The organism is Nocardioides luteus (genome assembly GCF_000960475.2).
Classification (GTDB): Bacteria; Actinomycetota; Actinomycetes; order Propionibacteriales; family Nocardioidaceae; genus Nocardioides; species Nocardioides luteus_A.
Genome location: NZ_JZDQ02000043.1, coordinates 1 through 14,728, shown reverse-complemented (window position 1 = coordinate 14,728; position 14,728 = coordinate 1). Strand labels below are relative to the sequence as shown.

General features: G+C 68.3%; 16 protein-coding genes. 10 read left to right on the top strand and 6 right to left on the bottom strand.

Features of this window, described 5'->3' with window-relative positions; all coding sequences use genetic code 11:
• The first annotated feature begins 57 nt into the window (after positions 1–57).
• Both UG56_RS23795 and UG56_RS23790 read left to right on the top strand, forming a co-directional pair.
• A complete protein-coding gene (locus UG56_RS23795) occupies positions 58–1,839 on the top strand; it encodes an IlvD/Edd family dehydratase (RefSeq protein ID WP_305728742.1) in 1,782 nt (593 codons plus the stop codon).
• 10 nt (positions 1,840–1,849) lie between these two features.
• The gene (locus UG56_RS23790) at positions 1,850–2,716 is read left to right on the top strand and encodes a fumarylacetoacetate hydrolase family protein (protein ID WP_045548796.1); all 867 of its coding nucleotides are present in this window, start codon (positions 1,850–1,852) and stop codon (positions 2,714–2,716) included.
• Here the strand turns inward: UG56_RS23790 and UG56_RS23785 are convergent.
• Positions 2,706–3,788 carry a LacI family DNA-binding transcriptional regulator gene (locus UG56_RS23785; protein WP_045548795.1) on the bottom strand — a complete coding sequence of 361 codons (1,083 nt, stop codon included), beginning with the start codon at positions 3,786–3,788 and terminating at the stop codon, positions 2,706–2,708. The two genes, UG56_RS23790 and UG56_RS23785, sit on opposite strands and share 11 nt — an antisense overlap.
• A gap of 253 nt (positions 3,789–4,041) precedes the next feature.
• Here UG56_RS23785 and UG56_RS23780 point away from each other — a divergent pair, with 253 nt between their 5' ends.
• From UG56_RS23780 to rsrA, 6 genes are all read left to right on the top strand, one after another.
• Positions 4,042–4,950 carry a carbohydrate ABC transporter permease gene (locus UG56_RS23780; protein WP_045548794.1) on the top strand — a complete coding sequence of 303 codons (909 nt, stop codon included), beginning with the start codon at positions 4,042–4,044 and terminating at the stop codon, positions 4,948–4,950.
• Complete coding sequence (locus tag UG56_RS23775) at positions 4,947–5,813, top strand: carbohydrate ABC transporter permease (RefSeq protein WP_256206865.1); 867 nt, start codon at positions 4,947–4,949, stop codon at positions 5,811–5,813. The genes UG56_RS23780 and UG56_RS23775 overlap by 4 nt, the downstream gene beginning before the upstream one ends.
• Before the next feature lie 33 nt (positions 5,814–5,846).
• The gene (locus UG56_RS23770; protein ID WP_045548793.1) at positions 5,847–7,175 is read left to right on the top strand and encodes an ABC transporter substrate-binding protein; all 1,329 of its coding nucleotides are present in this window, start codon (positions 5,847–5,849) and stop codon (positions 7,173–7,175) included.
• Between the two features lie 73 nt (positions 7,176–7,248).
• Complete coding sequence (gene arfA, locus UG56_RS23765) at positions 7,249–8,757, top strand: arabinosylfuranosidase ArfA (protein ID WP_045548792.1); 1,509 nt, start codon at positions 7,249–7,251, stop codon at positions 8,755–8,757.
• Between the two features lie 73 nt (positions 8,758–8,830).
• A complete protein-coding gene (locus UG56_RS23760) occupies positions 8,831–9,532 on the top strand; it encodes a sigma-70 family RNA polymerase sigma factor (protein ID WP_143055172.1) in 702 nt (233 codons plus the stop codon).
• Positions 9,529–9,792: a mycothiol system anti-sigma-R factor gene (gene rsrA, locus UG56_RS23755; RefSeq protein WP_045548791.1), complete on the top strand. Its 264-nt coding sequence runs from the start codon at positions 9,529–9,531 to the stop codon at positions 9,790–9,792. The genes UG56_RS23760 and rsrA overlap by 4 nt, the downstream gene beginning before the upstream one ends.
• Positions 9,793–9,875: 83 nt before the next feature.
• Here the strand turns inward: rsrA and UG56_RS29185 are convergent, their stop codons facing one another.
• Positions 9,876–9,950 carry a 50S ribosomal protein bL37 gene (locus tag UG56_RS29185; RefSeq protein ID WP_370249596.1) on the bottom strand — a complete coding sequence of 25 codons (75 nt, stop codon included), beginning with the start codon at positions 9,948–9,950 and terminating at the stop codon, positions 9,876–9,878.
• Between the two features lie 92 nt (positions 9,951–10,042).
• Complete coding sequence (locus UG56_RS23750) at positions 10,043–10,882, bottom strand: DUF2785 domain-containing protein (protein ID WP_045548790.1); 840 nt, start codon at positions 10,880–10,882, stop codon at positions 10,043–10,045.
• Positions 10,883–10,966: 84 nt separating this feature from the next.
• Here UG56_RS23750 and UG56_RS23745 point away from each other — a divergent pair, with 84 nt between their 5' ends.
• Entirely contained in the window at positions 10,967–12,457 is a 1,491-nt protein-coding gene (locus UG56_RS23745; RefSeq protein ID WP_177191545.1) for a sensor histidine kinase, read from the top strand.
• Positions 12,458–12,481: 24 nt separating this feature from the next.
• On the opposite strand, the gene UG56_RS23740 is transcribed toward UG56_RS23745, so the two are convergent.
• Positions 12,482–12,736: a WhiB family transcriptional regulator gene (locus tag UG56_RS23740; protein WP_008362075.1), complete on the bottom strand. Its 255-nt coding sequence runs from the start codon at positions 12,734–12,736 to the stop codon at positions 12,482–12,484.
• 305 nt (positions 12,737–13,041) lie between these two features.
• Here UG56_RS23740 and UG56_RS23735 point away from each other — a divergent pair, with 305 nt between their 5' ends.
• Positions 13,042–13,413, top strand: coding sequence for a hypothetical protein (locus UG56_RS23735; protein WP_143055171.1), 372 nt, complete (start codon positions 13,042–13,044; stop codon positions 13,411–13,413).
• Between the two features lies 1 nt (position 13,414).
• Here UG56_RS23735 and UG56_RS23730 read toward each other — a convergent pair whose 3' ends face one another.
• Positions 13,415–14,164 (bottom strand): SigB/SigF/SigG family RNA polymerase sigma factor, encoded by a 750-nt coding sequence (locus UG56_RS23730; protein ID WP_256206863.1) that lies wholly within the window; start codon positions 14,162–14,164, stop codon positions 13,415–13,417.
• Positions 14,165–14,213: 49 nt separating this feature from the next.
• Positions 14,214–14,594, bottom strand: a complete 381-nt coding sequence (locus tag UG56_RS23725) for an anti-sigma factor (RefSeq protein ID WP_045548787.1) — start codon at positions 14,592–14,594, stop codon at positions 14,214–14,216.
• Between the last annotated feature and the right edge of the window lie 134 nt (positions 14,595–14,728).

The following is a 14,728-nucleotide window of genomic DNA, read 5'->3' as shown; positions in this document are numbered from 1 at the left end:
GCTGAGCCCTGGTGATTCCCAGGGCGGCTGATGCCCGGCGCCGCTAGGGTTTACCACGTGGTAAACGGCGATCGACTGCGCAGCCAGGACTGGTTCGACAACCCGGCCAACCCCGCGATGACGGCGCTCTACATCGAGCGCTACATGAACTGGGGCGTGACGCGGGACGAGCTCCAGTCGGGCAAGCCCGTGATCGGCATCGCCCAGACCGGCTCGGACCTGGCACCCTGCAACCGGCACCACCTCGGGCTGGCGCAGCGCGTACGCGACGGGATCCGGGAGATGGGTGGGATCGCGTTCGAGTTCCCGGTGCACCCGATCCATGAGATGGGGAAACGCCCGACGGCGGCGCTGGACCGCAACCTCGCCTACCTCGGTCTGGTGGAGGTCCTCTACGGCTATCCCCTCGACGGGGTGGTGCTGACGACCGGGTGCGACAAGACCACGCCGGCGTGCGTGATGGCGGCGGCCACCGTGAACATCCCGGCCATCGTGCTCTCCGGTGGGCCGATGCTCAACGGCTGGCTCAAGGGGGAGCGCATCGGTTCGGGCACGATCATCTGGAAGGCGCGCGAGATGCTCGCCGCGGGAGAGATCGACGAGGCGGAGTTCACCGAGCTGATCGCCTCCTCCGCACCCTCGCCCGGCCACTGCAACACCATGGGCACCGCCGCCACGATGAACAGCCTCGCCGAGACCCTCGGGATGAGCCTGCCCGGCTCCGCCGCCATCCCGGCGCCGCACCGCGACCGCGGCCGGGTGGCCTACCTGACCGGCAGGCGCATCGTCGAGATGGTGCACGAGGACCTCAAGCCCTCCGATGTCCTGACCAGGGACGCGTTCGAGAACGCGATCGTCGTGAACTCGGCGATCGGAGGCTCCACCAACGCTCCGGTCCACATCAACGCGATCGCCCGGCACATCGGGGTCGACCTCGGCATCGAGGAGTGGGAGACCATCGGGCACCGGATCCCGCTCCTGGTCGACATGCAGCCCGCCGGCAGGTTCCTCGGCGAGGAGTTCCATCGCGCGGGTGGGGTGCCGGCCGTCGTCCACGAGCTGATGCGTCACGGCCTGATCCACGAGGATGCGCTCACCGTGAACGGACGGACCATCGGCGAGAACTGCCGCGACACGGTGAGCGAGGACACCGAGGTCATCCGCGGCTTCGACGACCCGCTCGTGGAGCAGGCCGGCTTCATCGTGATGACGGGGAACCTGTTCGACAGCGCGATCATGAAGACCAGCGTGATCTCGGACGAGTTCCGCGAGCGCTACCTCTCGGACCCCGAGCACCCGAACGTCTTCGAGGGTCGCGCGATCGTCTTCGACGGGCCCGAGGACTACCACGCCCGCATCGACGACCCCGCGCTCGAGATCGACGAGGGGTGCATCCTGTTCATCCGGGGCGTCGGCCCGATCGGCTATCCCGGCTCGGCCGAGGTCGTCAACATGCAGCCTCCCGCCGCGCTCATCGAGCGGGGCGTGCACTCGCTCCCGTGCGTGGGCGACGGCCGCCAGTCCGGTACGTCGGGGTCGCCCTCGATCCTCAACGCCTCGCCCGAGGCCGCCGCCGGAGGAGGCCTGGCGCTGCTGCGTACCGACGATCGGGTCCGGATCGACCTCAACACGGGGCGGGCGGACATGCTGGTCACCGACGAGGAGCTGGCCGCGCGGCGCGAGGCGCTCGGGGAGTTCCCGGTGCCGGAGTCGCAGACCCCGTGGCAGGAGATCCAGCGGTCCATGGTCGGCCAGCTCGCCGACGGCATGGTCCTCGAGCCCGCGGTGAAGTACCAGCGCGTCGCGCAGACCCAGGGCACCCCACGCGACAACCACTGAGGAGCAGCCGATGCATCTTGTCCGGTACGACAGCGGGGACGGCCCCCGGGTGGGCGTACGCAGGGACGACTCGATCACCCCGATGAGCGTCGGGCCCATGGCCGATCTCCTCGCGATGGCGCGCGATGAGCTGCGGGCCACCGTCGAGTCCGCCTCCGCGGCGCCGGTCCCGGTCGCGTCCGTGCGTCTGCTCGCCCCGCTGGATGGGCGGGCGGAGCTGTGGTGCGCGGGCGTCACCTACGCCCGCTCGCGCAGCGCCCGGATGGAGGAGAGCGCCGAGCGGTCGGTCTACGACAAGGTCTACTCCGCGCAGCGGCCCGAGCTCTTCCTGAAGGCGCCGGCCTGGCGCCTGGTCACCGAAGGCGAGCCGGTCGGCATCCGGGCCGACTCCGGCCACGACGTACCCGAGCCGGAGCTCGCCGTCGTGGTCAACGCCCACGGCGAGATCATCGGCTACACGGTCTGCAACGACATGAGCTCCCGCTCGATCGAGGGCGAGAACCCGCTCTACCTGTCCCAGGCCAAGGTGTACGCCGGGGCAGCAGCGCTCGCGGCAGGCATCAGGCCCGCATGGGAGGTCCCCGACGCCACCGACCTCGCCATCACCCTGGTGGTCCGCCGGAACGGGCACGAGGTCGTCGCCGCGGAGACGTCGTCCGACCAGCTCGTGCGTCCGATCCAGCAGCTCGTCGACTACCTGTTCGCCGCCAACCACTTCCCCGACGGTGCGGCGCTGGCCACCGGCACCGGGATCGTTCCCGACCTGGACTTCAGCCTTCGGCCCGCAGACCTGGTGGAGATCGAGATCGCGGAGGTCGGCAGGCTCGTCAACCGGGTGGAGGCCGGGAAGGAGCCCTTCGCGTGGCTCACCCGTTGAGGGTCTGAGGGGCCGGCTGCCTCGACGAGGTCTTCGGTGTCGCGGAGGCCATCCCGCCGGAGGACTCCCGCACGATGACGTCGAAGGCAGCCTTGTGCAGCCGTGCCGGCCGCGACGACCCGGCGCCCCACTCGATGCGCTCGACGAGCATGCCGACCGCGGTCTCGGCGATCTCCGTGCGGCCGGGGTCGATGCTGGAGAGCGAGGGCATGGTGAGGTGGCTGATGGTGATGTTGTCGAAGCCGATCACGGCCACGTCGTCGGGCACGACGCGCCCCGCTTCACCGAGAGCCCTGAGCGCACCCAGCCCGAGCGCGTCGGTCAGGGTGAAGATGGCATCGAACTCCAGCCCCGACTCGATCAGCTGCCGGGCCGCGTCGGCGCCGTCCTCCGGATGCCAGGGCGCGACCACGCGTTCGAGCCGTGGGTCGTGCTCGATGCCGGCGGCGGCCAGAGCTTCCCGATAGCCCTGGATCCTCAGGTTCGACGGCCCCATCACCCGGGTCTCGTCGTCCGGATGCGCGCCGATGACGGCGATCCGCCGGCGCCCCAGCGAGATCAGGTGCTCCACGGCTGCGCGGGCCGCGCTGACGTTGTGCATCGTCACGTGGTCGGTGGGTCCGCCGAAGATCCACTCGCCCAGCATGACCAGCGGGAAGTCGACGTACGCCAGCAGGTCGCGGTCCTCGGTGCCGAGCCGCTCCGGGCTGAAGAGCAGCCCGTCGGTCTGGGGGAGCCCGTGGGTGAGGAGCTCGATCTCGTGCTCGCGGTCGCCACCGAGCTGTCCGACGATGACGCTCAGCCCACGCTTGGCCGCCGCCGCGATGACCGCGTCGGCCAGCTCGGCGAAGTAGGCCTGCCTCAGCTCCGGCACCGCCAGCCCGATGACGCCGGTGCGACCCGAGCGCAGCCCGCGCGCGGAGTGGTTCGGCCGGTAGCCCAGTTCGGCGATCGCCTGCTGCACGCGGGCACGGGTGTCCGGGTGCACGTTCGGATGGTCGTTCACCACGTTGGACACGGTCTTGGGGGAGACGCGGGCCAGGATCGCGACGTCGCGCATCGTCACAGCCATCGTCGCCTCGTGTTCCCTCGTGCCCCCGGTTCAGGGGCAGCCTACATCGGTGTTTGCGTCGGCCCCGCCTGCCCTTTCGAGCACTCGATGTGGCGAATGTCACGTTCGAGCCTTGACAGGGGTCTGACGACAGGACAAGGATATGCGCTGATTACCACGTGGTAAATCCGCTGGTGAGAGGCGTACATCGTCGTAAACCGGTGGTTCGATGCCCCCACGCGCGTGGGATGCCTCAGCGAAGAGGAGTCTTCAGATGGTCGTTCTCCGGCGGCTGCTGTACTCGCAGAGGGCGGCGCCCTACCTCTTCATCGCGCCGTTCGTGATCACGCTGCTCGCCTTCTGGATGCTCCCGCTCGCGCGCACCTTCATGCTGAGCACCCAGGAGGTGGTGTTCGGGCAGGCCGCCTTCGTCGGCCTGGACAACTACCAGCGGCTCTGGGAGGACCGGCTCTTCTGGAAGGCGATGTTCAACAGCGCCCGCTACATGGTGCTGACCATCGCGCTCCTGATCCCGATCCCGCTGGTGCTGGCGGCGCTCATCAACTCCAAGATCGGCAGCGACCGCGTCAAGGCGGTCTTCAAGGCCTCGATGTTCGTGCCGGCGCTGACCTCCGTCGTCGTCGCCGGGATCATCTTCCGGCTGATGTTCGCCGAGACCGGCACCGGACTGATGAACCAGATCGTCGGGCTGGTCGGTCTCGACCCGGTGCGGTGGCTCCGCATCGACACCGGCGGCCTGATCGCCCTGCTGGCACTGGCGATGTGGCGCTGGACCGGCGTCAACATCCTCTACTTCCTCGCCGGCATGCAGGCCATCCCGGAGGAGTACTACGAGGCCGCGACCATCGACGGGGCCGGCCGGCTGCAGCAGTTCTTCCACATCACCCTGCCCAACCTGAAGCCGACCATCGTCTACGTCACCACCATCAGCGTGTACGGCGGTCTGGCGATGTTCCTGGAGAGCTTCATGCTCTACCGCGGCAACGCCTCGCCGAACGACCAGGGGCTCACGGTGATCGGCTACCTCTACCGCCGGGGGATCGAGCAGAACGACCTGGGCTTCGCCTCCGCGGTCGGCGTCGTGCTCCTCGTGGTGATCATGGCCATCAACCTCACGTTCCTCACGCTCAGCGGAACCTTCAAGAAGGAGAGTGCGCGATGAGCGGCGAGCGGTCCACACGTACGAGGATCCAGCTGCCCTACTGGCTCCACGGCTCCGTCCAGACCGCGTTCCTGCTGGTGCTGACCCTGGTCGTGCTCGCTCCGCTGCTGATCATGTTCGTGGCGACGTTCCAGGACGGCAACGACGTCATCCGGCGGGGGCTCTCCTTCGACGTCGATCTCGGTTCGCTGTCGCTGGACAACTACGTGATGCTCTTCACCGACTCCGGGCCGTACTTCCGGTGGTTCGCGAACTCGATCCTGCTCACGGTCGTGCAGGTGGCCGGGACGCTGCTGGTCAGCTCGTTCGTGGCGTACGGCTTCGCGGTCTACGACTTCAAGGGCAAGACCGCGCTGTTCATCGCCGTGCTGCTGCTCATGGCCGTGCCGTTCGAGATCATGATGCTGCCGCTGTACGTGCTGGTGAACGACGTCGGCCTGGCCGACTCCTACTCGGTGATCGTGCTGCCGTTCCTGGCCGCCTCGGTGACGATCTTCTACTTCCGGCAGTACTTCCTCGGCATCCCGAAGGACCTGCTCGAGGCGGGCCGCATGGACGGTGCCACGGAGTTCGGCATCTTCTTCAAGATCGTGGTGCCGGTGGCGAAGCCTGCGTTCGCGGCGATGGCCATCCTCAACGGGATGATCATCTGGAACAACTTCCTCTGGCCGCTGCTGGTGCTGCGTTCGGAGTCGAAGTTCACCCTCCCGATCGGGCTCAACACCCTGCTCACCCCGCATGAGAACAACTACGAGCTTCTCATCATCGGATCCATGTTCTCGCTCCTTCCCGTCCTGGTGCTTTTCCTGCTGTTCCAGCGGTTCTTCGTCGCTGGGATGACGGCCGGGGCGCTCAAGGGGTGACCCCTTGTACACACCTCACAGATGGAGAGAACCATGACGACACGGCGGAGAATCACCTCCTTGCTCGCCGCAGGGCTCGCCGCGACGCTCGCGCTGAGCGCCTGCGGCGGCTCCGAGGACGAAGGCGGGCCCGACGCGCAAGGTCGCACCAGCATCGAGATGTGGGTGTTCGCCGAGCTGCACGGCACCTACTACGAGGCGATGGCCGAGCAGTGGAACGAGAAGAACCCCGACAAGCAGATCAAGCTCGACGTCACGGTCTTCCCGTACGACGAGATGCACAACAAGCTCCAGCTGGCGGTGAACTCCGGCAAGGGGCTCCCGGACGTCGTGGACATCGAGGTGAACAAGTTCTCCAACTTCGTCTCCGAGGACGGGCGTACGCCGCTGGCGGACCTGTCCGAGGCCGCCGAGCCGTACGAGGACGACATCGTGCAGGCCCGGATGGACCTGTACAACCGGGAGGGGAAGCAGCTCGGCTTCCCGACCCACGTCGGGGCTCAGGTGGCCTTCTACAACGTGCCGCTGATGGAGAAGGCCGGGGTCGACTACAAGACCATCAAGACCTGGGACGACTTCAAGGCGGCCGGTGCCGAGTACCACAAGGCGACCGGCAAGGCGTTCGGCATCGCCAGCACCGACACCAACATCGTGCAGCCGCTGATCATGGCGCAGCTCGGCGGGAACCTGTTCGACGAGGACGGCAACGTCACCGTCAACAGCCCGAAGGTCGTCGAGGCGGTCGAGATGCTGCAGGACATGCAGAAGGCCGGAGCGATCTCGACCATCCCCGGAGGCAGCCCGGACATCGAGGAGGCCTACGGCCCCATCAACGACGGCGAGTACGCGGCCGTCGTCTACCCGGCCTGGTACACCTCCCGGTTCGTCGACTACATGCCCGACCTGGCCGGCGACATCGCGATCGCACCGGCACCGATCGTCGAGGGCGGTGAGGTCGCCACGATCGGTGGCGGCGGCACCGGCACCGCGGTGATCGACAGCTCCCCGGACAAGGAGTTCGCCATGGAGTGGCTCGCCTTCGCGAAGCTGTCGCCGGAGGCCAACGTCGCCGTCTGGGAGGAGCTCGGCTTCGACCCGGTGAACATGTCCGTGTGGGAGGACGAGGAGGTCACCCACAACCCGGAGAACAAGTTCAACAAGTACTTCCGGACCAACCTCTTCGACGTGCTCAACCAGGTCAAGGGCGACATCGGCCACTTCGAGTCCTTCGCGGACCCGAACCTGCCCAAGGTCGACGAGGTGTTCACGACCAGCACGTACAACCAGATCTTCGGGGACGGTGTCCCGGCCAAGAAGGCGCTGGACCAGGCGCAGGCCGATCTGGAGAACCAGCTCGAGTAGCCGCGAAGGATCCCGGGCGCCGGCCTGTCGCCGGCGCCCGGGTCACCGCTGCCCAGACCAGAGAGAGGAACCCATGGAGAACGGCAAGCTGACGATCGATCCGGCGTTCACCGTCGCCCCCGTCAACAGGAGGATCTTCGGGTCGTTCGTGGAGCACATGGGGCGATGCGTCTACGGCGGCATCTTCGAGCCGGGACACCCGACCGCGGACGCCGACGGCCTGCGCGGGGACGTACTGGATCTCGTGCGTGAGCTCGGGGTGACCGCTGTCCGCTACCCCGGGGGCAACTTCGTCTCCGGCTACCGGTGGGAGGACGGTGTGGGGCCGCGCGACCAGCGGCCGACCCGCCTGGACCCCGCGTGGCGGACCATCGAGACCAACGCGTTCGGTCTCAACGAGTTCATGACCTGGGCTCGGAAGGCCGGTATCGAGCCCGTCATGGCGGTGAACCTGGGGACCCGCGGGCTGGCGGAGGCGATCGAGCTGCTCGAGTACGCCAACCACCCCGGCGGGACCGAGCTGTCCGACCGTCGTGTCGCGCACGGCGCCGGCGAGCCGCACGACATCCGGATGTGGTGTCTCGGCAACGAGATGGACGGCCCCTGGCAGCTGGGCCACACCACGGCCGAGGAGTACGGCCGGCTGGCCAAGGAGGTGGCCGGCGGCATGCGTCAGTACGACGCCGACCTGGAGCTGGTCGCCTGTGGCAGCTCGGGCCGCTCGATGCCGACCTTCGGCGCGTGGGAGGCGACGGTGCTCGAGCACACCTACGACGTCGTCGACTTCGTCTCGGCGCACGCCTACTACGAGCTCGAGGGCGACGATGTCGCAAGCTTCCTCGCCTCGTCGGTCGACATGGACCTCTTCATCCGGGAGGTCGTCGCGACCGCGGACCACGTCGGAGCCAAGCTCTCCTCGCCGAAGCGGATCAACATCTCCTTCGACGAGTGGAACGTCTGGTACCTGAAGAAGTTCCAGCAGGAGGGCTCCCCGGAGGAGTGGACGGTCGCCCCGCGGCTCAGCGAGGACGCCTACACGGCGCTCGACGCCGTCGTCGTCGGCTCCCTGCTCATCACGCTCCTCAAGCACAGCGACCGGGTGACCGCAGCCTGCCAGGCCCAGCTGGTCAACACCATCGGCTCGATCAGGTGCGAGCCCGGCGGCCCGGCCTGGCGGCAGTCGATCTTCCACCCGTTCGCGCTGACCGCCCGCTTCGCGCAGGGGGAGGTGCTCGATCCGCGGGTGGTCGCTCCGACGATCGTGACCGCCAAGCACGGTGACGTCTCCGTCCTCGACGCCGTGGCGACCCATGATCGGGAGAACGGCCGGGTGGCGGTGTTCGTCGTCAACCGGCACCCGTCGGAGTCCGTGGCCTTCTCCACGGACCTGCGCCGCTTCGGCGACGTGGAGCTGGCCGAGTCGGCCGTCCTGGGCGGCGAGGACCTGTACGCGGTGAACACCATGGAGGATCCTGACCGGGTGGTGCCGACGACGTTCGACTCGGCGAAGGTCGTGGGTGGCGCGCTCGAGGCCGAGCTGCCTCCTGCCTCGTGGAGCATGTTCGTCCTGCAGACGTCGTGACGTAGCCGGCGGCCGCCGGCAGGTATCCCTGACACCAGGGAATGTTTGGCGGCCGTCGCGGCGTTCATGCAGCATGACCATCCTCCTCGAACGCCCCGCGGCAAACGTGTCGCCGATGAGCGCACCTGTGCTCACGCGCGTACCCTGGGACGTGATGAGCGACAACAATGATGAGGTCGTCGACCTGGCCACCGAGACGCCCGAGGAGCGCGCGCTGCGCTTCGAGCGGGACGCGCTGCCCTTCCTCGACCAGCTCTACTCGGCCGCGATGCGGATGACCCGCAATCCGTCCGACGCTGAGGACCTGGTGCAGGAGACGTTCGCGAAGGCGTACTCCTCCTTCCACCAGTTCAAGCCCGGCACGAACCTGAAGGCCTGGCTCTACCGCATCCTCACGAACACCTTCATCAACACCTACCGCAAGAAGCAGCGCCAGCCGCAGCAGTCGATGTCCGAGGACGTCGAGGACTGGCAGCTGGCGCGGGCCGAGTCGCACACCTCGACCGGTCTGAAGTCGGCGGAGATGGAGGCGCTCGAGCACCTTCCCGACTCCCAGGTGAAGGACGCCCTGCAGCGCCTGCCGGAGGAGTTCCGGCTCGCTGTCTACCTCGCCGACGTCGAGGGATTCGCCTACAAGGAGATCGCCGAGATCATGGAAACCCCGATCGGCACCGTGATGTCGCGTCTTCACCGCGGCCGCCGCCAGCTGCGTGATCTTCTCTCGGACTACGTCCGGACCAACGACCTCACCGGCGCTCGTGGAGGTGCGTCATGAGTGCTCACAAACACGACGCCTCGCCCACCGACTGCGCGGACTTCCTCGAGCAGATCGTCTTCCTGATCGACAACGAGCTGGCCGAGCCGGACGCCGACGAGGTCAAGCGCCACCTGCAGAGCTGCAACCCCTGCCTGGAGACCTACGACCAGCAGCGCATCGTGAAGGCGGTGGTCGCGCGCTCGTGCACCGAGGTCGCTCCGGGCGACCTGCGCGCCAAGATCATGGTCCAGATCCAGGAGCTCCGCACCAGGTCCTGACCCGGCCTCAGACGCGACGAGAGCCCCAGCCGAATCGGCTGGGGCTCTCACGTCATTACAGCTCTGACCCTGATGGGCCGTGATCAGCTGTTGGGGCGCTTGCCGTGGTTCGCGCCCTTCTTGCGGCGCGCGCGGCGCTTGCGGCCGGTCTTGCCCATGATGATCTCCTCCATTGGGGTACGTGGACCCCGAGGGGCCTCGAGACAGTCTCTCAAACCCAGGCGCGTGAGGGCCAATCTGGGGCCCGCGGTCAGGTCAGATAGGTCTGGTTGGACTTCTTCAGGGCAGCCACGACCACCAGCAGCAGGTCGCCGCGGATCTGGGGGATGTCGTTGCTGAGCGCGAGCTGGATGTAGAGCGCCCGCAGGAACGACTCGGCGTTGCCGGTGAGCAGGAACGGGTCGCGGTCGGGCGTCTCCGGGGTGGCGGTGGCGACGGTGACGATGCGGTTGATCCACGGCTCCATGATGTTGAGCGGGACCAGGTTGCGGCGCAGCACCGACATGGTGGCGGCCGCCAGCCGGTCGGGCTCGCCGTGGGTGTAGATGGTGTCCCCGCGGGCCAGCACCCGGTCGGCCACCACGTCGAGGATGACCGTCAGCTCCGGCTTGCCGAGGTGCTCGGAGGCGGCCAGCGTGCCGAGCGCGTCGGCGCCGCGGGCGACCGCATGGGCCCAGCCGCGCTCGGGCACGAAGGCGCGCAGGTCGCGCTCACGCAGCAGCCAGGTGGCGATCCGGTCGCCCCACTCCAGCACCTTCTCCGCCCGCACCAGCGAACGAGCGTTGTCGCGGGCGATGCACTGGGCCAGGGCCTCGACCGAGGAGGCCCGGCGGAAGACGCCGTTGTTGCCGGAGTCGCCGAGCCCGACCACGAGGCCGGCGGCCATTCCGTCGCCCAGACCCGCGAGCAGGTCGTCGTAGACGCCGCGCTGGATCCACGTCGACAGGGCCGGCACGGCCAGGCCGCTGCGTACGTCCGGATCGGGGTCGCCGAGCATCCGGGTGAGCTCGATCGTGAGATCGCCCAAGGGCCGGTCCGTGGGTACGGCGAGACCGGTCGAGTGAACCTCCCGCCAGTACGCCTCCGACATGGGGAACATCCTGCCAAACCCGCCCAGGCGCGTACCACCGACCCGCGCAATGCCCCTACCTTGGTCTACATCTACGCTGTGCGCGTGCCCACCCTGAGTGAGCTTGCCCAGAGCCACACCGACCTCGACAGCGAGGATGTCGGGTGGCTTCAGCTGCTCATGGCCGACTGGCAGATCCTCGCCGACCTCTCCTTCGCCGACCTGGTGCTGTGGCTGCCGGACAAGTCCGGCAACGGCTTCTGGGCGGCCGGCCAGATGCGTCCCACGACCGGCCCGACGGCCTACGTCGACGACATCGTCGGCATGTTCGTGCCGAAGGGCCGCCACGCCACCCTCGACGACGCGGTCGACGCCGGCCGGCTGGTGCGTGAGGGCGACCCCGAGTGGCGCGACGACCTCCCGGTGCGGGTCGAGACCATCCCGGTACGCCGCGCCGGCCGCATCATCGCGGTGCTGAGCCGCAACACGAACCTGCTCGGCGTACGCACGCCCTCGAAGCTCGAGCTGACCTATCTGCAGACGGCGGCCGACCTGACCCAGATGATCGCCAACGGCTACTTCCCGGCGGCCGGGCAGCGCAGCGACCACACCGACACCCCGCGGGTGGGGGACGGGTTCGTGCGGGTGGATGCCGACGGGGTCGTCGACTACGCCAGCCCGAACGCCCTCTCGGTCTTCCGCCGGCTCGGCCTCTCCGGCGATCTCGCCGGCCAGTCCCTGGCCGGGATGACCCGGGCGCTGGTGCCGCCGCGCAAGCGCCCCGACGAGGAGACGCTCAGTGCGGTCCTCGGCGGGCGGGCGCACCGCGACACCGAGATCGACACCGGGGTGATGGCGATCATCATGCGCTCGATCCCGCTGCGCCCGCGCGGCGAGGCGATCGGTGCGCTGGTGCTGCTGCGCGACGTCACCGACCTGCGCCGCCGCGATCGTGAGCTCGTCACCAAGGACGCGACGATCCGCGAGATCCACCATCGGGTGAAGAACAATCTACAAACCGTGGCCGCGCTGCTCCGGATGCAGTCGCGCCGGGTCGACTCCGGTGTCGCGCAGGACGCCCTGAACGAGGCCGTACGCCGCGTCGGGTCGATCGCGCTGGTCCACGAGATCCTCTCCCAGCAGGCCGTCGAGGAGACCGTCGAGTTCGACGAGATCGCCGACCGGCTCGCCTCCATGGTCGGCGAGGTCACCTCGGTCGGCGTCGCGGTGCGGGTCCGCCGTGAGGGCTCGTTCGGGCTGCTGCCCTCGGAGGTGGCCACGCCGATGGCGATGGTCGTCACCGAGCTCCTGCAGAACGCCGTCGAGCACGGCTACCGCGGCAGCGGTCCCGGCGACCCCGAGACGGGCACGATCGTGATGTCCGTACGACAGCAACCCGCCGGGCATCTCCAGGTGACCATCGAGGACGACGGTCATGGACTACCCGACGGGTTCAGTCTCGACACATCGACAAATCTTGGGTTGTCGATCGTGAAGACTCTCGTCGAAGGCGAGCTCGGTGGCCGGCTCTCGCTGGGGCCCCGGCCTGACGGCCATGGGGCACGAGCTGCGGTCGAGCTGCCGTTGGAGCTCTAGTGGTGGTGGCCTCTAGGGCGTTGATCAGACGGCGGTGCGGACACGCGAGCGGGCGTTGCGACGCTTCAGCGCACGACGCTCGTCCTCGCTCAGCCCGCCCCACACGCCGTGGTCCTGACCGGCCTCAAGAGCCCACTGAAGACACTGCTCCCGGACGTCGCAACGCCGGCAGACCTGCTTGGCCTCCTCGATCTGGAGGATGGCCGGGCCGGTGTTGCCGATGGGGAAGAACAGTTCCGGGTCTTCATCGAGACAAGCCGAACGGTGGCGCCAATCCATGGCTGGGTAGACCCTCTTTCTGACGTAGGATGGGCAAGGCCCTGGTGCTTCGAGACCCTGCGAGTCGGCACGTGGCGGGGATGTGTGAATGTCTTCACGTGCGTGCTGGTCTCTAGAGTTCCAAGAAATGGACTCCGAAACAACCCCTAACCAGTGTCTGGTTCGTCACCGGACCGTAACACTCAGTCTTCCTGGGGCTAGACAATTCGGTAACGCGGTGAGTTACCCGCACAACCGGTGGTGTATGCTCTCGTCGCTCTCACGCCCGTGAGGTCCAGTGTACGGGCATGGCCTAGGCTGCTGAAGTGACCGCGCCGCATCGTCCCTGGACTCTCTTGCTGACCGTGTTCGCCGCAGGCATCGAGGCTGCCGCGATGCTGCTCTGGGCAGCGCTGGACTTCGTACGCATCCCCGACGCCGCCTCGCTCACGACCGCGATCGCGGGCGGCCTGTTCTTCCTGCTCTGCGCGGCCTGCATCGGCTGGTGCGCCTTTATGTTCTGGCGCCTGGAGTCGTGGTCGCGGGCACCGCTGGTGCTCGTCCAGCTGATCGTGCTCGGTCTGGCCTGGAACCTGCGCGAGGATCTCGCCGTCGCGGGCGGGCTCGCGCTGGTCGCGGTGGTCGCCCTCGTCGGCGTCTTCGCGCCGCCGAGCATCGCCGCGCTCGAGGAGCGCTGACTCAGTCCTCCTCCAGCGCCTTGCGGAGCTGGGCGAGCGAGCGGTTGAGCAGCCGGGAGACCTGCATCTGGGAGACGCCGAGCTCGGCCGCGATCTCCGTCTGCGTCTTGTTGCGGAAGAACTTCAGCATCAGCACCTGCTTCTCGTGCGCGGAGAGGCTGTCGAGCACTGGCTTGATCGACTCCCGCACCTCCACGTCGTCGAGGCGCAGGTCGTGGGCGGTCAGCGAGTCGAGCATCGGCGCCGTCTCGTCGCTCTCGGAGTCGAGGGACAGTGCGGCGTACGCGTTGCTGGACTCCAGGCCCTCGACGACGGTCTCGAGGCTGACCCCGAGGCGGGTGGCGAGGTCGCGGGCGGTGGGGGAGCGGCCGAGCTCCTGGGACAGCTCGGCGGTCGCGTCGCGCAGGTTCTGCTGCAGGTCGCGCAGGCGACGGGGGACACTGACGGCCCACCGGCTGTCACGGAAGTAGCGCTTGATCTCGCCGAGGATCGTGGGCACCGCGTACGTCGAGAACTCCACGTCGCGGGAGAGGTCGTAGCGGTCCACGGCGTTGAGGAGACCGACCACGCCGACCTGGACGAGGTCCTCGTGCGGCTCACCCCGGCCGTAGAACTGGGAGGCGCAGTACTCGACCAGCGCCATGTTGAGGTGGACCAGCTCCTCGCGTGCCTCGATGCGCTCGGCGTCGCTCAGGTCCGGGCCGGCGAGGGTCGTGAAGAGCTCGCGGGAGCGGGCGCGGGCGTCCTCCACCTCGCTCGTGCTCCTCGACCTCGACGACCGGATCGTCTCCTGCGCCATGTCAGCGCGCGGCTCCAAGCGGGGTCGCTCCCGCGACCAGGGAGATCCTGAGCTGGTCGCCGTCAGGGGTGGCGGTGACCTCCCGGGCCAGCGTGGTGAGCACCTGCCAGGCGAAGCTCTCCTCGTCGATCTCGGCCTCGGCGTCGCAGGTGGTGGTCACGGTGACCCCGATGGTGTCCTCGCCGAGGTCGAAGACGACGTCGAGATCGGCGTCGTCCGCGGCGCACTCCAGACAGAGCGCCGCCGCCTCGCTGACCGCCATCCGCAGGTCCTCGATGTCCTCGAGGGTGAAGTCGAGGCGTGCGGCGAGCGCGGCGGTCGTCGTACGCAGCACGGAGACGTAGGCACCTTCAGCGGGAAGGCGCAGCTCGACCTGGGGCATCTGTGTGGTCAGTCCTTCCGTGGGAGTCCCGACGATTATGCAACGAGACGGGTCTCGCCGCGCCGATGACCCACCGCGGCCGCTCCGGGATCGGAGCGGCCGCGGCGTACGGGCTGATGTGAGAAGGGGTCAGG